Annotated in this window: 15 protein-coding genes; 10 read left to right on the top strand and 5 right to left on the bottom strand. The window is 70.8% G+C overall.

From position 1 onward, the window contains the following. From ACFVYL_RS34140 to ACFVYL_RS34130, 3 genes are all read right to left on the bottom strand, one after another. Positions 1-827: alpha-amylase family glycosyl hydrolase (locus ACFVYL_RS34140; protein WP_389722914.1), on the bottom strand; the 827-nt coding region annotated here is incomplete at its 3' end. Next, positions 824-2,827: a maltotransferase domain-containing protein gene (locus ACFVYL_RS34135; protein ID WP_389722912.1), complete on the bottom strand. Its 2,004-nt coding sequence runs from the start codon at positions 2,825-2,827 to the stop codon at positions 824-826. The genes ACFVYL_RS34135 and ACFVYL_RS34140, both read right to left, overlap by 4 nt. Before the next feature lie 58 nt (positions 2,828-2,885). After that, on the bottom strand, positions 2,886-3,131 hold the full coding sequence (locus ACFVYL_RS34130; protein WP_389722910.1) for a DUF5133 domain-containing protein: 246 nt from the start codon (positions 3,129-3,131) through the stop codon (positions 2,886-2,888). Between the two features lie 297 nt (positions 3,132-3,428). Between ACFVYL_RS34130 and ACFVYL_RS34125 the strand changes: the two genes are divergently transcribed. From ACFVYL_RS34125 to ACFVYL_RS34100, 6 genes are all read left to right on the top strand, one after another. Continuing rightward, positions 3,429-3,914: a pep a2 gene (locus ACFVYL_RS34125; protein ID WP_389722908.1), complete on the top strand. Its 486-nt coding sequence runs from the start codon at positions 3,429-3,431 to the stop codon at positions 3,912-3,914. Between the two features lie 29 nt (positions 3,915-3,943). Next, the gene (gene glgX, locus ACFVYL_RS34120) at positions 3,944-6,064 is read left to right on the top strand and encodes a glycogen debranching protein GlgX (RefSeq protein ID WP_389722906.1); all 2,121 of its coding nucleotides are present in this window, start codon (positions 3,944-3,946) and stop codon (positions 6,062-6,064) included. Positions 6,065-6,149: 85 nt separating this feature from the next. Next, positions 6,150-6,803 (top strand): endonuclease, encoded by a 654-nt coding sequence (locus tag ACFVYL_RS34115; RefSeq protein ID WP_389722904.1) that lies wholly within the window; start codon positions 6,150-6,152, stop codon positions 6,801-6,803. Positions 6,804-6,895: 92 nt separating this feature from the next. Beyond that, entirely contained in the window at positions 6,896-8,479 is a 1,584-nt protein-coding gene (locus ACFVYL_RS34110; protein WP_389722902.1) for an FMN-binding glutamate synthase family protein, read from the top strand. An 80-nt stretch (positions 8,480-8,559) separates the two neighbouring features. Beyond that, positions 8,560-10,290 (top strand): thiamine pyrophosphate-dependent enzyme, encoded by a 1,731-nt coding sequence (locus ACFVYL_RS34105; protein ID WP_389722900.1) that lies wholly within the window; start codon positions 8,560-8,562, stop codon positions 10,288-10,290. A 219-nt stretch (positions 10,291-10,509) separates the two neighbouring features. Next, a complete protein-coding gene (locus ACFVYL_RS34100; protein ID WP_389722898.1) occupies positions 10,510-12,033 on the top strand; it encodes a catalase in 1,524 nt (507 codons plus the stop codon). An 84-nt stretch (positions 12,034-12,117) separates the two neighbouring features. On the opposite strand, the gene ACFVYL_RS34095 is transcribed toward ACFVYL_RS34100, so the two are convergent. Further along, positions 12,118-14,163, bottom strand: a complete 2,046-nt coding sequence (locus tag ACFVYL_RS34095) for a SpoIIE family protein phosphatase (protein ID WP_389722896.1) — start codon at positions 14,161-14,163, stop codon at positions 12,118-12,120. A 242-nt stretch (positions 14,164-14,405) separates the two neighbouring features. Here ACFVYL_RS34095 and ACFVYL_RS34090 point away from each other — a divergent pair, with 242 nt between their 5' ends. After that, complete coding sequence (locus ACFVYL_RS34090) at positions 14,406-14,672, top strand: GlsB/YeaQ/YmgE family stress response membrane protein (protein ID WP_389722894.1); 267 nt, start codon at positions 14,406-14,408, stop codon at positions 14,670-14,672. Between the two features lie 151 nt (positions 14,673-14,823). Next, positions 14,824-15,453, top strand: a complete 630-nt coding sequence (locus ACFVYL_RS34085; RefSeq protein WP_389722892.1) for an alpha-ketoglutarate-dependent dioxygenase AlkB — start codon at positions 14,824-14,826, stop codon at positions 15,451-15,453. An 18-nt stretch (positions 15,454-15,471) separates the two neighbouring features. Here the strand turns inward: ACFVYL_RS34085 and ACFVYL_RS34080 are convergent, their stop codons facing one another. Then, on the bottom strand, positions 15,472-16,845 hold the full coding sequence (locus ACFVYL_RS34080; protein ID WP_389722890.1) for an FAD-dependent oxidoreductase: 1,374 nt from the start codon (positions 16,843-16,845) through the stop codon (positions 15,472-15,474). 430 nt (positions 16,846-17,275) lie between these two features. On the opposite strand from ACFVYL_RS34080, the gene ACFVYL_RS34075 reads away from it, so the two are divergent. Continuing rightward, complete coding sequence (locus tag ACFVYL_RS34075) at positions 17,276-18,688, top strand: family 2B encapsulin nanocompartment shell protein (protein WP_389722888.1); 1,413 nt, start codon at positions 17,276-17,278, stop codon at positions 18,686-18,688. A gap of 111 nt (positions 18,689-18,799) precedes the next feature. Next, entirely contained in the window at positions 18,800-20,158 is a 1,359-nt protein-coding gene (locus ACFVYL_RS34070; protein ID WP_389722886.1) for a family 2 encapsulin nanocompartment cargo protein terpene cyclase, read from the top strand. Positions 20,159-20,163: the final 5 nt, after the last annotated feature.

Below are 20,163 nucleotides of genomic sequence, written 5' to 3'. Positions count from 1 at the left end.
TGGAAGTCACCGAAGTAGTCCACGACGTCCTCGGGCCACTGATTGGCCTCGGCGAGCAGGACGGTGTCGGGGTAGTGCGTGTCGACCATGGAGCGGATCCGCCTGAGGAAAGCATGCGACTGCGGCAGGTTCTCGCAGTTGGTGCCCTCCTCCGCGAAGAGGTAGGGGACGGCGTCGAGGCGGAATCCGTCGATTCCCAGGTCGAGCCAGAAGCGGAGGGCGGAGATGATCTCCTCTTGGACGGCGGGGTTTTCGTAGTTGAGGTCGGGTTGGTGGGAGAAGAAGCGGTGCCAGAAGTACTGCTTGCGGACGGGGTCGAAGGTCCAGTTGGAGGCTTCGGTGTCGACGAAGATGATGCGGGCGTCGCGGTACTGCTTGTCGTCGTCGGCCCAGACGTAGTAGTCGCCGTAGGGGCCTTCGGGGTCGGTGCGGGAGGCCTGGAACCACGGGTGCTGGTCGCTGGTGTGGTTCATGACGAAGTCGATGATCACGCGCATGCCGCGCTGGTGGGCGGAGTCGACGAACTCCACGAAGTCGGCGAGGTCGCCGAACTCGGGCAGGACGGCGGTGTAGTCGGAGACGTCGTAACCGCCGTCGCGCAGCGGCGACTTGAAGAACGGCGGCAGCCACAGGCAGTCCACGCCCAGCCATTGCAGATAGTCCAGCTTGGCGGTGATGCCCTTGAGGTCGCCGATGCCGTCGCCGTTGCTGTCCTGGAAGGAGCGGACGAGGACCTCGTAGAAGACGGCACGCTTGAACCAGTCGGGATCCCGGTCCTTGGTGGGTGTGTCCTCGAAGGTGTCCTGGACGGGCTCGTTGACGATCATTGTATGGGTGACCCTCTCAGTGGTGAGGACGGTCGCAGGACGAGCACGTGCGCGGGCGCGCGGCCCGGGTCGAGGCGCACATAGTTGGTCCTGCCCCAGTGGTAGGTGTCGCCGGTGAGCTCGTCGCGCACCGGCACGGTCTCGTGCCAGTCGAGGCCCAGTTGCGGCATGTCCAGGGACACCGTCGCTTCGCTTGCCCGACGCGGGTCCAGATTGACGACCACCAGGACCGTGTCGTCACCGTCGCGCTTGCTGTAGACGATGACCGCGTCGCTGTCGGCCTGGTGGAAGTGAAGGTTCCGGAGCTGCTGCAGGGCGGGATGCTGCCGCCGGATCCGGTTCAGCGCGGTGATCAGCGGTGTGATGGTGCGCCCCTCGCGCTCGGCCGCCGCCCAGTCGCGCGGCCGCAGCTGGTACTTCTCCGAATGCAGGTACTCCTCGCTCTCCGGCCGGACGGCACTGTTCTCGCACAGCTCGAACCCTGCGTACACGCCCCAGTTCGGTGCGAGCGTGGCGGCGAGGACCGCCCGGATCTCGAAGGCCGGGCGGCCACCCGTCCGGAGGAACCCGGACAGGATGTCGGGGGTGTTCACGAAGAAGTTCGGGCGCAGGAAGTGGGCGGTCTCGACGGAGAGCTCCGTCAGGTAGTCGGTGAGTTCCTGCTTGGTGTTCTTCCAGGTGAAGTACGTGTACGACTGCTGGAACCCCGCCTCGGCCAGTGCTCGCACGATCGGCGGCCGGGTGAAGGCCTCGGCCAGGAAGAGCACGTCGGGGTCGGTGGCCCGGATGTCGGCGAGCACCAGTTCCCAGAACGCGACGGGCTTGGTGTGCGGATTGTCGACGCGGAACACGCGGACCCCGTGGCCCATCCAGAACCGCAGCAGCCGCACCGACTCGGCGACCAGCCCCGGCAGGTCGCGGTCGAAGTCGATCGGGTAGATGTCCTGGTACTTCTTCGGCGGGTTCTCCGCGTACGCGATGGACCCGTCCGCGCGATGGGTGAACCACTCGGGGTGCTTCTCCACCCAGGGGTGGTCCGGCGAGCACTGCAGGGCGAAGTCCAGGGCCACTTCGAGACCCAGCCGCCCGGCCTCGCCCACGAAGGCGTCGAAGTCCTCCAGGGTTCCCAGGTCCGCGTGGACGGCGTCGTGACCGCCCTCGGGCGAGCCGATCGCCCACGGCACGCCCACATCGTGCGGGCCCGCCACCAGGGAGTTGTCGGGCCCCTTGCGGAAGGTGGTGCCGATGGGGTGGATCGGCGGCAGATAGACGACGTCGAAACCCATGGCGGCGATGGCGGGCAGCCGCGCCGCCGCGGTACGGAACGTCCCGGAGACGGGCGGCGCCCCCTCCCGGACGATCGCGCCCTCCGAACGCGGGAAGAACTCGTACCAGGAGCCGAACAGCGCCCTGCGCGGCTCGACCACGAGCGGAAAAGCGTCCGAGCGGGTGACGCGCTCGCGCAGCGGGAAGCGGGAAAGGACCGCCGCCACCCGGGACGTCAGGGCGGCGTCGAGGCGCTCGGAAGGGGACCGCAGGTCGTCCTGGAGCGCGTCCGCGGCGGTCAGCAGGGTCTGCCGCTCCGCCCCTTCCGGCACCCCGGCCGCGGCCCGGTCGTACAGCAACGCCCCCTCTTCGAGCACCAGTCCGACGTCGATGCCTGCGGGGACCTTGACCTCGGCCGAGCGGCGCCACGCCGTCACCGGGTCCGACCAGGACTCCACGGCGTACGTCCAGTGGCCCTCCGCGTCCGGCGTGATCTCGGCGCCCCAGCGGTCGGTGCCCGGGGACAGTTCGCGCATGGGCGCCCAGGGGCCGCACCGCCCGTCGGGGCCGAGCAGCACCACGTTGGCGCCGACCGCTCCGTGCCCCTCGCCGAAGACCGTCGCCGTGACCAGGAAGGTCTCGCCGGGCACCGCCTTCGCCGGACGGCGGCCGCCGTCGACGACCGGCCGGACGTCCCGGACGGGGACGGGGTTCGTTCCCGGAACTGAGGTCATCGGTCTCTCCTCCACCGCCGCTCGTGGCGGGCACGGTCCCGGCGGGAGCCGTGTGTGACTACTGCCCCAGGTGCTCGGGCGCCGGCCGCGGCCGTGCGGCGGCGCGCGGACGCAGGTACTCCTCGGCCGCCTCGGCGGCCACCCGCGCCGTGCACTCGCCCATCAACACGCACAGCGTGTACGCGCTGTCCTCGAACTGCGTGCGCACGGCGCGGTCGCCGGGGCGGACGAACAACAGCCGTTCCCACGACCGGTACTGACTCAGATGCCGCGCGACGACATCCTTGGCAGGCAACAGCACCACGCTGCTCACCTTCTCGTTCTGCGCACGTGCGACCGGTGCGTCTGGCCGACGCGGAACCGCACCGCACGAAGAGGTCCGGGCGGCTCGCGCCGACCGGTTTCCACTCATGGTGCACGCTCGGCCACGCAGCGTCTTGTTGGGTTTTGAACAATCGGCCCCGCTCACTCGTGTTGCGCGAATGGAGTAGTGATCCCACCCTGAAATGACTCAGGAGCGATGAGTGCTCACGTTCCGTGTTCGGGGCTCGGCCCGCTGGGCCGGGAGGAGCGGGAGCTTCGCCGAGAGGAGCCACGCACCATGAAGTCGGCAACACCCCGCTACTACCACCTCGACGTGGAGGTCGGCCCGGAGAAGGTCGATCAGGTCGGTCGCATCGTGGCCGCGCATCTGCGGCACTGGGGCCTGCACTTCCTCGTCGAACCCGTCTGTCACTGCACCCAGGTGCTGCTCCGGGCCGTCGAGGAGCACGGCACGGACAAGGAGACGACCGTCGAGATGTGGTGGACGGGCCACCATCTCATCACCGCCGTCTCGGACAAGGACCGTGACCTGCCCGTCCCGCACTACGCGCCGCAGGGCCCGCTGGCCCAGATCGCCGCGCTGAGCGACGGCTGGGGCAGCTGTCCCGCGGCCGTCGGAAAGATCATTTGGTTCGCGTGCCGCGACCGGACGCCCGACCACTTCCCGCTGGCCCCCGTCACGCCCGTGCCCTGCGTCCCCGAGTCGCTTGAGGTGCCGCGGGAGGAGAGCATGGCAGTCCTGGCGGGTTCACCTGAGACGTGACTCGGCCCACCCGTAAGGAAGGCAGTCGTGTGCGCAGCTGGACCGGATCCCCTTTCCCTCTGGGCGCCACCTACGACGGCGACGGCACGAACTTCGCCCTGTTCAGCGAGGTGGCCGAGCGCGTCGTCCTCGTCCTCCTGCACGACGACGGCACACACGACGACGTCACCCTCTCCGAGGTCGACGGCTTCGTCTGGCACTGTTATCTGCCCGGCGTCGGCCCGGGCCAGCGGTACGGCTATCGCGTGCACGGCCCCTGGGACCCCGCCGCCGGGCACCGGTGCAACCCCGCCAAACTGCTCCTCGACCCCTACGCCAGAGCCGTCGAGGGGCAGATCGACAACGACGCCGCGCTGTACGAACGCGCGGCGGACGGGCCCGAACCGGCCGACAGTGCCGGGCACACCCCTCTCTCGGTGGTCGTCGACCCGGCCTTCGCCTGGGGCGACGACCGGCCGCCCCGCAGGCCGTACGCCGAGACGGTCGTCTACGAGGCGCACGTACGCGGCCTGACGCGCCGGCACCCCGGCGTGCCCCCGGAGCTGCGGGGCACGTACGCGGGCCTGGCGAGCGACGCGGTCATCGAGCACCTGACGTCGCTTGGCGTGACCGCCGTCGAGCTGATGCCCGTGCACCAGTACGTGCAGGACGGCTTCCTGCGCGACCGCGGCCTTTCGAACTACTGGGGGTACGCCTCCATCGGCTTCTTCGCCCCGCACAACGGCTATGCGGCGCACGGCACCCGGGGCGAGCAGGTCACGGAGTTCAAGTCGATGGTCAAGGCCCTGCACGCGGCCGGCCTCGAAGTGATCCTCGACGTGGTCTACAACCACACGGCGGAGGGCAACGAGAACGGCCCCACGCTCGCCTTCCGCGGCATCGACAACGCCTCGTACTACCGCCTGCCGGAAGGCGATCGGGCCCACTACTTCGACACCACCGGCACGGGCAACAGCCTGCTGATGCGGCACCCCAACGTCCTGCAGCTGGTGATGGACTCGCTGCGGTACTGGGTGACGGAGATGCACGTCGACGGATTCCGGTTCGACCTCGCGGCCACGCTCGCGCGCCAGTTCCACGACGTGGACCGGCTCTCGGCCTTCTTCGACCTGGTCCAGCAGGACCCGGTGGTCGGCCGCGTCAAACTGATCGCCGAGCCGTGGGACGTCGGCGACGGGGGCTACCAGGTCGGCAACTTCCCGCCCCTGTGGTCGGAGTGGAACGGCAAGTACCGGGACGCGGTACGGGACTTCTGGCGCGGCGGGGACCACACGCTCGCCGAATTCGCCTCCCGCCTCACCGGCTCCTCCGACCTCTACCAGCACGACCGCCGCCGCCCGCGGGCCAGCGTCAACTTCGTCACCGCCCACGACGGCTTCACCCTGCGCGACCTGGTGTCGTACAACGACAAGCACAACGAGGCCAACGCGGAAGGGAACCAGGACGGCGACAACGCCAACCGCTCGTGGAACTGCGGGACGGAGGGCCCCACCACGGACGGCCGGGTCCTGGAGCTGCGGGCGCGCCAGCAGCGCAACTTCCTCGCCACCCTCATGGTCTCGCAGGGCATCCCGATGCTCGCGCACGGCGACGAACTGGGCCGCACGCAGCAGGGCAACAACAACGCCTACTGCCAGGACAACGAGATCTCCTGGATCGACTGGGACCTCGACGCCGACCAGCGCGAACTGATCGGCTTCACCCGGCGCGCCATCGAACTGCGCGCCGCCCACCCGGTGTTGCGCAGGCGCCGCTTCTTCCGCGGCGAGACCCCGGCCCACGACGGCCCGCCCCTCCCCGACCTGGTGTGGTTGCGCCCCGACGCCCACGAGATGACGGACGAGGACTGGCAGCGTCCCGACGCCCACGCCGTCGGCGTCTTCCTCAACGGCGACGCCATCGCGGAGCCCGACGCCCACGGCAGGCCCGTGGTGGACGACTCCTTCCTGCTCCTGCTGAACAGCTGCGGGGACCCGGTCCTCTTCCGGCTGCCCGACGCCACGTACGGCGAGCGCTGGGAGACCCGGCTCGACACCACGGACCCGCAGGGTCTCTCGGACGAGACAGAACACAAGGCCGACGGCGAGGTCACCGTGGCGCCGCACAGCCTGCTCGTGCTGTCGCGGCCCCCGACGCGCACAGCGTCGTAGTCGTAGGCGAGTGGACTGTCGTCAAGGAGCCGTCGCCGGGTACAGGGACCCGGTACCGCCGCAACGACGCCCAGGAGGTGGCGCCATGGCCGGCCAGCAGGCTGTGCTGCGAGAACTGCTCAGGACCTCGGGACGGACGTACGCCGCGGAGGCGGGCATCCGGCTGGCCGACACCCCCCAGCCGCTCTACCGCACCCTCGTCCTGTCCTCCCTGCTGAGCGCCCGCATCCGCGCGTCCGTCGCGGTGGCGAGTGCCCGCGCCCTGTACGACGCCGGGATGCGCGGGCCCCGGCAGATGGCCGACGCCACCTGGCAGCAGCGCGTCGACGCCCTGGGACGCGGCGGCTACCGGCGCTACGACGAACGGACCGCGACCCAGCTCGGCGACGGCGCCCGGCTGGTGGCCGAGGAATGGCACGGCGACCTGCGCCGGGTCCGGGAGGAGGCCGACGGTGACGAGGCCAACCTGAAACGGATGCTGCGGCGGGTGCCGGGGCTCGGGCCCACCGGCGTGGACATCTTCCTGCGCGAGGTGCAGGACGTCTGGCCCGAGTACCGGCCGCGCCTCGACGCCAAGGTGCTGCAAGGGGCGGAGCGCCTCGGTCTGCCGCGAACCGCGTCCGGGCTGCTGCGGCTGACCGACGAACGGCCCAGTGTGCTGGCCGCCGCGCTCGTGCGGGCCGCGCTCGACCAGAAGATCGTGGACGCGTGCCTGGAGCGGGCCGGCGACCGGACGTGACGCCCGGCGGGACCGCGCCCCCGCACCGGACGGCGTAACGACAGGTCGGCCGGGACACGTGTGACATGCCGATTTCGGGTCAAATGAGGATCATGACGCGTTTCGCAATGGTGGCCCTCCTGACGGCCTGTGCGGCGGGAGGTGTGCTCCTGGCGCTGCTGGTCTCCCCGTGGTGGTGGTTCGCCGCCGCCCCCTTCGTGGCCGTGGCGCTGACCGGGGTGTACGACCTCGTCCAGCGGCGGCACTCGGTGCTGCGGAACTACCCCGTCCTGGGCCATCTGCGCTTCCTCATGGAGGCACTGCGCCCGGAGCTGCAGCAGTACTTCGTGGAGCGCAACTACGACGGCAGGCCGTTCGACCGCGACACCCGCAGCATCGTCTACGAGCGGGCCAAGGGCGTCTCCGCCGAGGAGCCGTTCGGCAGCGAGCGCGACATGGACCAGCGCGGCTACGAGCTCCTCGTGCCGTCCATGGCGCCGGTGGAGGTGCCCGACGAGGCGCCCCGCGTCCGGATCGGCGGGCCCGACTGCGCCGAGCCGTACGACATGGCGCTCCTCAATGTGTCGGCGATGAGTTTCGGCTCGCTCTCCGCCAACGCGGTCCTGGCCCTGAACACGGGGGCGGCGCGCGGCGGTTTCGCCCACGACACCGGCGAGGGCGGCCTGTCGGAGTACCACCTGCGCCCCGGCGGCGACCTCGTCTGGGAGATCGGCACCGGCTACTTCGGGTGCCGCACCCGCGACGGCGGCTTCGACGAGAAGAAGTTCGCCGAGAAGGCCGCCCACCCCGCCGTCCGCTGCGTGTCGCTCAAGCTGTCGCAGGGCGCGAAGCCGGGGATCGGCGGTGTTCTGCCCGGCGGCAAGGTCAACGCCGAGATCGCCTCCGTACGCGGCGTGCCGCAGGGGCAGACCGTCGTCTCTCCCCCGTACCACCGCGTCTTCTCCACCCCGCGCGAACTGGTCCTGTTCCTCGCCCGGATGCGGGAGCTGACCGGTGGCAAACCGGTGGGCTTCAAGCTGTGCCCGGGGTCCCGGACGCAGTTCCTCGCCGTGTGCAAGGCCATGGTGGCGGAGGGCGTCACGCCCGACTTCATCGTCGTGGACGGTGCGGAGGGCGGCACGGGCGCGGCCCCGCTGGAGTTCGCCGACCACCTCGGCATGCCGCTCACCGAGGGTCTGATCGCCGTGCACAGCGCGCTGACGGGGGCGGGGCTGCGGGACCGCATCCGCATCGGCGCGAGCGGCAAGGTGGCGACGGGCTCCGACATCGTCAAGCGGCTCGCGATGGGCGCCGACTACACCAACGCGGCCCGCGCCATGATGTTCGCCGTCGGCTGCATCCAGGCCCAGCGCTGCCACACCAACCGCTGTCCGACCGGTGTCACCACACAGGACCCGCACCGCGCCCGCGCCCTGGACGTGGTGGACAAGTCCGCGCGCGTCACGCGCTACCAGCAGGCCACCGTCCAGAGCGCGCTGCGCATCATGGCCGCCATGGGCGTGCGCGACCCCGCCGGGCTCGGCCCCCATCTGCTGCGCCGCCGCGAGGACCACGGCCGGTTCCGCTCCTACGCCGAGCTGTACGAGTGGCTCGCCCCCGGCGAACTGCTCACGGGCGGGCCCGCGGGCTGGGCCGCCGACTGGCGGGCGGCCGACCCCGACTCCTTTGCTCCCTGACGGCCCGCCCGCGCGTGCGGCCGTCGCCCGTTCGACCCTGATCTGCGATCTGTGATCTGTGATCTGTGAGAGGAACATCCATGTCACGCACTGTTGCCCGCGTCGTCACCGACGCTCTGGAAGAACTCGGGGTGCGCCATGTCTTCGGCGTGGTGGGAGACGCTCTCAACCCCTTCACCGACGCCATCCGTGAGAACGGTTCCGTCGAGTGGGTGGGCTGTCGGCACGAGGAGGCCGCGGCCTTCGCCGCAGGCGCCCAGTCGCAGCTCACCGACACCCTCGGGGTCTGCATGGGCACCGTGGGGCCCGGCTCCGTGCACCTGCTCAACGGCCTGTACGACGCGGCCAAGAGCGGCACCCCGGTGCTCGCCATCGCCGGTCAGGTGCCCCTCGCGGAGGTGGGCACCGACTACTTCCAGGAGGTCGACAACGACCTTCTCTTCCGCGACGTCGCCGTCTTCCGCGCCACCGTCACCTCTCCGGAGCAGCTGCCCGGCCTCCTGGAGATCGCCGTGCGCAGCGCGATCGGGCGCCGCGGTGTGGCCGTACTGACCGTGCCCGGCGACATCGGCGACAAGGAGCTGCCGAACGACCGGCCGGCCCGGCTCTCCGTGGCGGAGTCCGCCAACCGGCCCGACGATCCGGTGCTCGACGGCGCGGCCGCCGCCCTCGCCGACGGCGGCAAGGTCACCATGCTGGTGGGCCGGGGAGCGCGCGGCGCCCGCGAGGACGTCCTCGCCCTCGCGGAACGCCTTGCCTCGCCCATGGTGATCACCCTGAAGGCGAAGGAGGGCTTCGAGGGCGACAACCCCTATCAGGTCGGCCAGACGGGCCTGATCGGCAATCCGGCCGCCGCCCACGCGATGGACCACGCCGACACGCTGCTGCTGCTCGGCACCGACTTCCCGTACCGGGAGTGGTACCCGCAGGGCAAGAAGGTCGTCCAGATCGACCGGGTCGCCGAGCACATCGGCCGGCGCGTGCCGGTGGACGTGGCCCTCGCCGCCGATGTCGGTCCCACCGTGCGGGGTCTTCTGCAGCGCCTTGAGCAGCGCACGGACCGCGGGCACCTGGACGGGGCGCGCGAAAAGTTCACCAAGTGGCAGGAGGGGCAGCAGCGCCTTGCCGCCCCGGGGCACGACCGCGGCCTCATCGGCAAGGTGCGGTCCGCCTTCGACAACCGGGACCACCTGGTGCGTCCGGAGGCGCTGGCCGCCGCGGTGGACGCCGCGGCGGCGGACGACGCCGTCTTCACCTCGGACACCGGCATGGCCCCCGTGTGGCTCTCGCGCTTCGTCGAGATGCGCGGCTCGCGGCGCCTGCTCGGTTCGTACAACCTCGGCTCGATGGCCAACGCGATGCCGCAGGCGATCGGCGCGCAGCTCCTCGACCCCGACCGGCAGGTCGTCGCCTTCTGCGGCGACGGCGGTCTCGGCATGCTCCTCGGCGACCTCATGACCATCCGCAGCCGCCAGTTGCCGGTCAAGCTCGTCGTCTTCGACAACCAGCGGCTCGGGATGGTGAAGCTGGAGCAGGAGGAAGCGGGCCTGCCGGAGTTCGGCACCGAGCTCGACAACCCGGACTTCGCCGCCGTCGCCGGCGCTCTCGGCATCACCGGTATCCGGGTGAGCCGGGCCGAGGACCTCGCCGAGGCGGTCACCCGGGCCTTCGCCACGCCGGGGCCGGTGCTCCTGGACGTCCTCACCAACCCCGAGGAGATCGCCGTGCCGGCCAAGCCGACCGTGCAGCAGGGCTGGGGCTTCGCCATCGCCAAGATCCGCGAGAACATCACCAGCCCCGGCGGTCACTGACCGGTTGCCGTCGGCTGCCCTCGCCGGAGAGAGACGCCCTCCCGCCGGTGTGTGCCGGAAACAGATGTGCGCACCAGGTATTGCCGGCGAGAAGCCGGGCACTCGAGGGCTGTCCGACGGGATCCGCCCGTGTCGGCGAATCGCCGCACCGCCAGAAAAGCCGCAATATGGACTTAACGCCAAGGCCAGACACCGCCGCAGGAAAGGCATACGCAGCCCATGAACGACGCCACAGGTAAGGCCACCACCACCGATGCCGGCGTTCCGGTGGAGAGCGACGAACACTCGCTCACCGTTGGCGCCGGTGGCCCGATCCTCCTCCAGGACTCCTATCTGATCGAACAGATGGCGCAGTTCAACCGGGAGCGGATCCCCGAACGGCAGCCGCACGCCAAGGGCAGCGGTGCCTTCGGCCACTTCGAGGTCACCGCGGACGTCAGCGCGTACACGAAGGCCGCGGTCTTCCAGCCGGGCACCCGGACCGACCTCGTGGCCCGGTTCTCCACCGTCGCGGGCGAGCGCGGGAGCCCGGACACCTGGCGCGACCCGCGCGGATTCGCGGTGAAGTTCTACACCAGCCAGGGCAACTACGACATGGTCGGGAACAACACCCCGGTCTTCTTCGTCAAGGACCCGATGAAGTTCCAGCACTTCATCCGGTCCCAGAAACGCCGGGCGGACAACAACCTCCGCGACCACGACATGCAGTGGGACTTCTGGACCCTCTCGCCCGAGTCGGCCCACCAGGTCACCTGGCTGATGGGCGACCGCGGCATCCCGCGCACCTGGCGCCACATGAACGGCTACACGTCGCACACCTACATGTGGATCAACGCGCAGGGCGAGCGGTTCTGGGTCAAGTACCACTTCAAGACCGACCAGGGCGTCGAGTGCTTCACACAGCACGAGGGCGACCAGATGGCCGCGGCCGACACGGACTACCACACCCGGGATCTCTTCGAACACATCCGGGACGGCGACTACCCCAGCTGGACCCTGTACGTGCAGATCATGCCGTACGAGGACGCGGCCACCTACCGCTTCAACCCGTTCGACCTGACCAAGGTGTGGCCGCACGGCGACTACCCGCTGACCGAGGTCGGCAGGATGACGCTGGACCGCAACCCCACGGACAACCACGCCGAGATCGAACAGGCGGCGTTCCAGCCCAACAACCTGGTCCCGGGCATCGGTCCCAGCCCCGACCGCATGCTCCTCGCGCGGCTGTTCTCCTACGCCGACGCGCACCGTCACCGGATCGGCGGCAACTACCAGCAGCTGCCGGTCAACGCCCCCGTCGTGCCGGTGAACACGTACTCCAAGGACGGGGCCATGGCGTACAACAAGACCACGGATCCGGTCTACGCCCCGAACTCCAAGGGCGGCCCCGCGGCCGACACGGAACGCTTCGGCAACCCGCCCAGCTGGTACGCCGACGGGGACATCACCCGCGCCGCCTACGTCGACCACGCCGAGGACGACGACTGGGGGCAGCCGGGCACCATGGTGCGCGAGGTCCTCAACGACGCCGAGCGGGACCGCCTCGTGGACAACGTGGTCGGCCACCTGCTCAACGGCGTGACCGAGCCCGTGCTCGTCCGTGCCTTCGAGTACTGGTCGAACATCGACAAGTCCATCGGTGAGCGCATCGAGCAGGGCGTGCGCGCCAAGGCGAACGAGAAGGACCCCAAGGCCGCCCAGCAGGCCAATCCCGCGCGGAGCAGCATGCAGGACAAGGCCTGACACCGCTCACGGTCCCCTGACCGACGGCCGCCGCCCTTCGGGGCGGCGGCCGTCGGTTCAGTTCTCCGGTACGTCGTCGTCGGTTCAGTTCTCCGGTACGTCGAAGTCGCACCAGACGGCCTTGCCCTCGCCGCGGGGCTCGACGCCCCACCCGGTGGCCACCGCCTCCACCAGGAGCATCCCGCGGCCGGACGTGGCGGTCTCTCCCGGCGACCTCCTGCGGGGGCGGTCGCTGGAGCGGTCCTTCACCCAGAGGCGGACCCGGCGCGGCGGGCCGCTGAGCACCTCCAGCGTGAGGATCGCGCCTCCCTCGGTGTGGACCAGGGCGTTGACGAGGAGTTCGCCCGCCGCCAGCTCGACGTCGTCGGCGACCTCGCCCATCTCCCAGGCCGCGAGGTGCTCCCGCAGTGCCGCGCGTGCGTCGGCGAGCCCTTCGGGGTCGGCCTGATGGACGTAGCGGTGGATGCGCGGTTCCTGGGGGGTTCCGGGGTCGGGGCGGCGGCGCAGCACCAGGAGCGCCACGTCGTCACCGGTGCCCCACCTCTCCCAGAGCGCTCGCGAGAGGTGGTCCGCCAGGTCCTCCGCCGCCTCCGGTCCCTCGCCGAGCACCTCGGCGAGGTTCCGCATCCCCGTGTCGAGGTCGAGCCCGGCGTCCTCCACGAGCCCGTCCGTGCACAGCACCATGGTCTCGCCCGGTACGAGGTCGAGCCGCACCTCGGGGTAGTCCTCCATGCCGAACTCCGTGGCCAGTCCCAGCGGCAGCCCGCCACGCACCCGGGGCACGCCCACCCTGCCGTCCACATGGCGCACGAGGGGCGGCAGATGACCGGCCCGTACCGCCCGCACGACGCCCGTGGCCGGGTCGAACTGGGCGTAGGTGCAGGTGGCGAAGCGCTCGGTGTCGAGCTCGGCCAGGAAGCGGGAGGCACGGGAGAGCACCGTCGCGGGCGGGTGCCCCTCACCGGCGAAGGCCCGCAGGGCGATGCGCAGCTGCCCCATGATGGCCGCGGCATGGGTGTCGTGTCCCTGCACGTCACCGACGACCACGCCGATGCGCCCGCGGGGCAGGGAGATCACGTCGTAGAAGTCGCCTCCGACGTCCCGGCCGCCCCAGGCCGCGTGGTAGCGCACGGCGAGCTCGGTGTCCGCGACGTGGGGGATCCCGCGCGGCAACATGGTGGCCTGCAGGCTCTTGGCGAGGTCGCGTTCCTCGTCGAACAGCATGGCGCGCTGCAGCGACTGGGCGACGATCCCGGAGAGGCCGATGCACAGATTGCGGTCCGCCTCGCTGAACTCCCTGCGGCCGCGGTAGAAGAGGGCGAGCCCGCCGATGGCGCGGTCCTGCGCGACCAGCGGCAGGAACGCCGCCGAGTCGAGCTTCATGCTCTCGATGTAGGGCCGCAGGCGGGTGAAGCGCCGCGCGAGATGGGGCAGCGAGCCCACGAAGCGGGGCCGGCGGGTCAGCACGGCCTCGGCGAGCGGCAGCGATTCGTCGACCTTGTAGAGCTTGAGTTCGTCGAGAGCCTGCATCGACTGGCCCACCAGGGCGATCAGCTTCAGGTTCTCCCCCTCGACGAGGCCGAGGACAAGGCCGTCGGCGGCGAACCGGTCGAGGCCGCTCGCGCCGGACAGCACGGCCACGACGTCGTCGACGGTGACCGCCCGCGAGAGTGCCTCCGTGGTGCCCTGCACCATCAGGGCGATGCCCTGGCGGCGCTCCTCCCTGGGGTCGATGGCCGCGAGTTCCGTGCCGTCGTTCGCTGCCGACCGCAGGATTCCGACGACGCGCTCGGCCCGCCCGTCGTCGTCGCGCAGGACGCGTCCGCGGGCGTGGCCCAGGCGCAGGGAACCGTCGCGCCGGCGGACCCGGAAGTACACGCCGTAGGCGTCGGCGCCCGTGGCGATGGCTTCCCTGACCGCGGAGTTGATGCGGGCGGCCTCCTCGGGGGGCAGCCGTCCCTGGAGCGAGCCGACCAGGCCGTCGAACTCGCCGGGGCGCAGATCGAGCAGCGCGAGCGCGCCCGCTCCGAGGCTGAGGTCCCCGCTCCGCAGATCCCAGTCGAAGCAGCCCACGCCGGTCAGGAGCAGGCTCTGTTCCAGATCGAGGTGTGGCTTCTTGGCTGACGTCATGGATGTCTCCGGTATGCCGCTCGGCCACCATAAGCGCCCGCCGCCCGACGCGCGCGGCCGGAGGGTTCGGGTGACCATGTGACTACGGGGCCTGCTTCACCGGCGGCTCCGTGGGAAAAACCGACTTTCGTCCCTTGTCCCGTGACCTTGGTCCTGTGTGAGACGCCCGGGCCGGGACATCCGTTATCGAGTCGGACGGCGACTTCCATGCCGTCGTGCACACAAGGGAAAGGAACGTTCTCGTGGGCATCATCGCCTGGATCCTGATCGGCCTCATCGCGGGCGCCATCGCCAAGGCCCTCACCCCGGGCAAGGACCCGGGAGGCTGCCTGGTGACGATGCTCATCGGCATCGTGGGCGGGCTGCTCGGCGGTTGGCTGGGCAAGGTGATCTTCGGAGTCCACTCGATCAACGGGTTCTTCCACCTGTCGACCTGGATCGCCGCCATCGTCGGCTCCGTGATCGTTCTGTTCCTCTACCGCCTGTTCACGGGGAAGCGGGCCCACTGACCCGATCGGTCGTATCGAGCGGCGCCCGCCCGGTGCCGACGGCCCGGATACCTCTCTCCGCCGTCGCCTCCGGGCGGGCGTTTTCGTGTGCGGGACCATGCCGTCGCGTTCGAATTAGCGCACGTGTTCGATTCGCGCGTACACTGGCCGCATGTCCACGCACCAGCTCCAGGGCTCGCTCTTCGACCAGGCCGACGACGTACGCCTCGGCCCGCTCACCGCGATCCGCAGGACCGTTCTCGGGGACGGGGCATGGATCGACCTCCTGCCGGGCTGGCTGCGGGGCGCCGACCTGCTGTTCGAACAACTGGTCACGGAGGTCCCCTGGAAGGCCGAACGCCGGCAGATGTACGAAAGGGTCGTGGACGTGCCGCGCCTGCTCGCCTTCTACGGCGCCGGTGAACCACTCCCCCACGCCGTTCTCGACGAGGCGCGCCGCGCCCTCTCCGCGCACTACGCCGACGAGCTCGGCGAACCCTTCACGACGGCGGGCCTGTGCCACTACCGCGACGGGCGCGACAGCGTCGCCTGGCACGGCGACCGCATCGGCCGGGGTGCCCGCGAGAACACGATGGTCGCCATCCTCTCCGTGGGCGCACCCCGCGATCTGCTGCTCCGGCCGCGCCGCGGCGGCGGGACCGTCCGGCGCCCGCTCGGGCACGGCGATCTGATCGTGATGGGCGGCTCCTGCCAGCGCACCTGGGAACACGCGATCCCCAAGTCGGCCCGGGCCGCCGGCGGACGCGTCAGCATCCAGTTCCGGCCGCACGGGGTGCGGTGACGCCTCCGGCGCGGGCTCTCAGCCGGACCTGCGCCCGAGCGCCCGCCGCGCCACCTTGCCGAGCACCGCGGGACGGAACAGCAGCGAGGGCGGAGCCGTCATGTTCAGCACGCGCACGAACCGCGCCCAGATGTCCGGGTCGTGCACGGCGAGCGCGAACACGTGCTGGTTGTACCAGTGGGCGAAGCGCGCGGGCAGCGGCTGGCCGGTGGGCGTCCACATGAGGTCCGAGCTGGTGGCCAGCGTCCACGGGACCTGGATCACCCGGGCCGCGGCACGCTGGTAGTCGCGGCTGAGGCCGTCGAGCCCCGCCGCCCCGGCCCGGCGGCGGCGCAGCAGACGGCCGAGCAGCTCCGCCTCTAGCGCGGCGACCGTGAGCCCTTGTCCGTACACGGGGTTGAACACGCAGAGCGAGTCGCCGACCGCGACCAGCCGTTCGGGCCAGCGGGCGTTCTTGTGGTGCAGGCGCCACTCGTTGCCGGGGTTGGTGTAGCGGTGGATCTCACCCTGCCGGGTGCCGCGCTTGATCTGTTCGGCGAGGCGGGGGTTGCCGAGCGTGTGGGCGAAGTCGAGGTAGCCCTCGTCGTCGGTGGGCGGCACGTGCCGGTCGACGCCGAACAGCGAGCACATCCAGCGGTGGTGCTCCACGGCGAGCACCACCCCGCCGCGCGGCACGTCGGGCGCGAAGGCCATCTGGTACGCCACGTCGAACTCCTGCTGGTCCCCGTCCGGGCGTTCGTAGCACGCGGAGGTGTAGGTGATCTTCGCCTTGATGACGGTCTTGGCGGACACCGGAAGGCGCGCGTCGGCGAGCCACCGGTCGACGTCCGTGGCGCGGCCCGAGGCGTCGACGACGAGATCGGCGGTGACCTCGCCGGACTCGTCGGCTTCGTGGGCGCGGTAGCGGACCCGGTCGAGGCGGCCGGGGGCGCTCGCCGTCACCGTCTCGCAGCGGGTCGCGGCGAGCACCCGGACCGCCGGGAGCCTCGACACCCTGTGCCGCAGGCGCCGTTCGAGTTCGTCGCGGGTGAAGGTCTGGACGGGGACGCCGACCGGGTCGGCCGGGGCGTAACCGGTCGGCAGCAGGAAGCTGATCCGCTCTCCGTAGTCGAAGACGGGCGCGCCCAGCCCGGCGAGTTCGGCCCGCAGCCCCGGAAAGAGGACCTCCAGGGCCTCACCGCCCCGGGCGAGCAGCGCGTGCGCGTGGTAGCCCTGCGGGACGTGGGGGTGCACACCGGTGTCAGGGCCCACCGGGTCGTGCTCAAGGACGAGGACCTCGGCGAAGTGATCGGCCAGGACGCGTGCGGTCACGAGCCCCGCGTATCCGCCGCCGACGACGACGGCCCGCTCCCAGCGGGTACCGGGCGGCGCGTCCTGCTGGTTGTCGGCCATGACCGGTCGTTCCTCTCAACTCGGCACGCCCTGTCGCTCCGTGACCCCGGGACAGCGGCTGAGCGCAGTGTGACCGCAGCCATGCCCCGCCGGACCGGGCACTGTCGCGATTCGGACGGCGGACGGTGAGACCGACAGCGGCACATGCGACGGGCATGCCCTGCCTGCGGGCGTCACGGGCCGGTTCGGCACCCGTCTCGGCGCTCCGGAAATCGGGGCTGAATCCCGCCGGTACCCGGGCAAACATCGTGCGGGCGCGGTCATCGTATCGAGTTAATGTCCGCCTCTTTCCTTGGTCCCAGGGGTGGAGCGGCCCTTAGTGTTCCTCTGGATCTGGACGGATTCCCGTTCCTCTGCCCCCCTTTCCTCCTGCTTGCCCGATGGCGCCCTTATCGGCGCGTCCCTGCCCTGACCAAGGAGAGCGCTCCAGATGACCGTTGACTCGACACAGGAAGCTCCGTCGGTACCGCCCCAGCAGAAGAGCCTGGGCACCACGGCCGCCCGCAATCTCGCCTCCACGACCAAGTCCGCCCCGCAGATGCAGGAGATCACCTCCCGCTGGCTGCTGCGGATGCTCCCCTGGGTCGAGACCAAGGGCGGGGTCTACCGGGTCAACCGCCGGCTGACCTTCACCGTCGGCGACGGGCGTGTGGAGTTCATCCAGGACGGCGCCGACGTCCGGGTGATCCCGCGCGAACTCGGTGAACTGGCCCCACTGCAAGGCTTCGACGACGTCGACGTGCTCACCGCCCTCGCCGACCGGTGCGTCCAGCGCGAGTTCCGGGCCGGCGAGACGCTGGTCGAGCGCGGCACGCCCGCGGACCGGCTGCACCTGATCGCCCACGGCCGCGTCGGCCAGCACACCGTGGGCAGTTACGGCGACGAGGTCACCCTGGACGTACTCGCCGACGGCGACCGCTTCGGGGACGACGCCCTGCTGGACGAGGACGCCCAGTGGGAGCAGACCGCGACCGCCGAGACATCCGGCACCCTCCTCACGCTGTCCCGCGCCGACTTCGCGTCCGTGCTGTCCTCGGCGCCGAACCTGCGCGACCACATCGAGGAGTACAAGTCCCGCTCGGAGCGCCGGCAGAACCACCGGGGCGAGGCGGAGATCGCGATGTCGGCCGGTCACACGGGCGAGCAGGAGCTGCCCGGCGCCTTCGTCGACTACGAGGAGAAGCCGCGCGAGTACGAACTCTCGGTCGCGCAGACCATCCTGCGGATCCACACGAGGGTCGCCGACCTCTACAACGGCCCGATGAACCAGACCAAGGAACAACTCCGGCTCACCATCGAGGCGTTGCGTGAGCGCCAGGAACACGAGCTGGTCAACAACCGGGAGTTCGGCCTCCTGCACAACGCGGACTTCAAGCAGCGCTTCCAGACGCACGCGGGGCCGCCGTCCCCGGATGACCTGGACGAACTGCTCTGCCGGCGCCGCGGTTCCAAGTTCTTCCTGGCGCACCCCAAGACGATCGCGGCCATCGGGCGCGAGTTCAACGCGCGCGGGCTCTATCCGGACCACGTCGACCTCGGCGGCCAGCAGGTCCCGGCCTGGCGGGGCGTACCGATCCTGCCCTGCAACAAGATCCCCATCACCCAGGAGAAGACCAGCTCGATCCTCTGCATGCGTACGGGCGAGGAGAACCAGGGCGTCATCGGTCTGCACCAGACCGGCCTCCCCGAGGAGTACGAACCCGGCCTGTCGGTCCGCTTCATGGGCCTCAACGAGCAGGCGATCACCTCCTACCTCGTCAGCACCTACTACTCCGCCGCCATCCTCGTGCCGGACGCGGTCGGCGTGCTGGAGAACGTGCAGATCGCCCGCTGGCCCAGCTAGCGGCCGGGCCTGTCCGGCAGGTCGCGACGGCGTCCCGGTCCGCCGGGGCCCCTCGCGTCCGCCCGGAAGGCCGCCTCGGGACCAGTCGCCCACCCCACCAAGGAGCCATCGATGCCCGCGCCTGAGCCGCCACCGTCGCAGTCGGGCCTGCCGGAGGCTGCCGCCGACTTCGCCGCGCACGTCCTCGCGGACGCCGCAGCCCGCGCCTGCGACATCACGGCCGCGACCGGCGGCCCACCCCGCACGACCGCCGCGCCCGACCCTGTGCCGCTCTCGTTGCCCGGCCCGCCTTCCCTCAGCGCCCTGCCCGCGCCCGACGCGCCGGTGACCGAGGTGCCGGCGGCCGAGCCGCCGGTACCGGACGCCGAACGGGAACAGGTCCTGCGGGGGCCCACCGGCCTGGGCACGGCGGGCCTGCGGTTGATTCCGCGCCAGGAGCCGCCTGCGCTCGCGGAGCCGGAACCCGCACCGGCGCCCGCGGCTTCGAGTGAGGGGACGCCGATCCCCGGCCTCTACCACCACCCGGTGCCGGAACCCGACCCGGTGCGGGTCGAGGAGGTCAGCCGCAGGATCAAGTCCTGGGCGCTGGACGAGGTCAGCCTGTACCCGGACGACTGGGAGGAGGAGTTCGACGGCTTCTCCGTGGGGCGCTACATGGTCGGTTGCCATCCGGACGCCCCCACCATCGACCATCTGATGATCGCCACCCGCCTGATGGTCGCCGAGAACGCGGTGGACGACTGCTACTGCGAGGACCACGGCGGCTCCCCCGACGGGCTCGGCGAACGCCTGCTCCTCGCGCACACCGCACTCGACCCCCTGTACACGACGCGGGAGTACCAGCCGCAGTGGGAGAAGTCGCTCCACTCGGACGCGCCCCGGCGGGCCTACCGCTCCGCCATGGCGTACTTCGGCGAGATGGCCAGCGCCTCCCAGGCCGACCGGTACCGGCACGACATGGCCCGGCTGCACATGGGGTATCTCGCCGAGGCCGCCTGGGCCCAGCTCGACCGCGTCCCCGAGGTGTGGGAGTACCTGGCGATGCGCCAGTTCAACAACTTCCGCCCCTGCCCCACCATCACCGACACCGTCGGTGGCTACGAACTGCCGGCGGACCTGCACGCGCAGCCCGCCATGCAGAAGGTCATCGCGCTCGCGGGCAACGCGACGACCATCGTGAACGACCTCTACTCCTACACCAAGGAGCTCGACGCACCCGGGCGGCACCTGAACCTGCCCGTCGTGATCGCCGAACGCGAGGGCCTCTCCGACCGGGACGCCTATCTGAAGTCGGTGGAGGTCCACAACGACCTCATGCACGACTTCGAGACCGAAGCCACGGCCCTGGCCGCCGCCTGCCCCGTCCCGGACGTGCAGCGCTTCCTGCGGGGCGTGGCCGCGTGGGTCGACGGCAACCACGACTGGCACCGGACCAACACCTATCGCTACAGCCTGCCCGATTTCTGGTAAGAGAA

The organism is Streptomyces sp. NPDC058308, assembly GCF_042880275.1.
Taxonomy (GTDB): domain Bacteria; phylum Actinomycetota; class Actinomycetes; order Streptomycetales; family Streptomycetaceae; genus Streptomyces.
The sequence above is the reverse complement of the archived record's forward strand: the minus strand, read 5'-3'. Positions and strand labels throughout refer to the sequence as shown.

Bases quoted from the DNA above. Each gene is read 5' to 3' on its own strand.
- ACFVYL_RS34135 (WP_389722912.1), bottom strand. From the start codon at position 2,827: ATGACCTCAGTTCCGGGAACGAACCCCGTCCCCGTCCGGGACGTCCGG.
- ACFVYL_RS34125 (WP_389722908.1), top strand. From the start codon at position 3,429: ATGAAGTCGGCAACACCCCGCTACTACCACCTCGACGTGGAGGTCGGC.
- ACFVYL_RS34115 (WP_389722904.1), top strand. From the start codon at position 6,150: ATGGCCGGCCAGCAGGCTGTGCTGCGAGAACTGCTCAGGACCTCGGGA.
- ACFVYL_RS34110 (WP_389722902.1), top strand. From the start codon at position 6,896: ATGACGCGTTTCGCAATGGTGGCCCTCCTGACGGCCTGTGCGGCGGGA.
- ACFVYL_RS34105 (WP_389722900.1), top strand. From the start codon at position 8,560: ATGTCACGCACTGTTGCCCGCGTCGTCACCGACGCTCTGGAAGAACTC.
- ACFVYL_RS34100 (WP_389722898.1), top strand. From the start codon at position 10,510: ATGAACGACGCCACAGGTAAGGCCACCACCACCGATGCCGGCGTTCCG.
- ACFVYL_RS34095 (WP_389722896.1), bottom strand. From the start codon at position 14,163: ATGACGTCAGCCAAGAAGCCACACCTCGATCTGGAACAGAGCCTGCTC.
- ACFVYL_RS34085 (WP_389722892.1), top strand. From the start codon at position 14,824: ATGTCCACGCACCAGCTCCAGGGCTCGCTCTTCGACCAGGCCGACGAC.
- ACFVYL_RS34080 (WP_389722890.1), bottom strand. From the start codon at position 16,845: ATGGCCGACAACCAGCAGGACGCGCCGCCCGGTACCCGCTGGGAGCGG.
- ACFVYL_RS34075 (WP_389722888.1), top strand. From the start codon at position 17,276: ATGACCGTTGACTCGACACAGGAAGCTCCGTCGGTACCGCCCCAGCAG.
- ACFVYL_RS34070 (WP_389722886.1), top strand. From the start codon at position 18,800: ATGCCCGCGCCTGAGCCGCCACCGTCGCAGTCGGGCCTGCCGGAGGCT.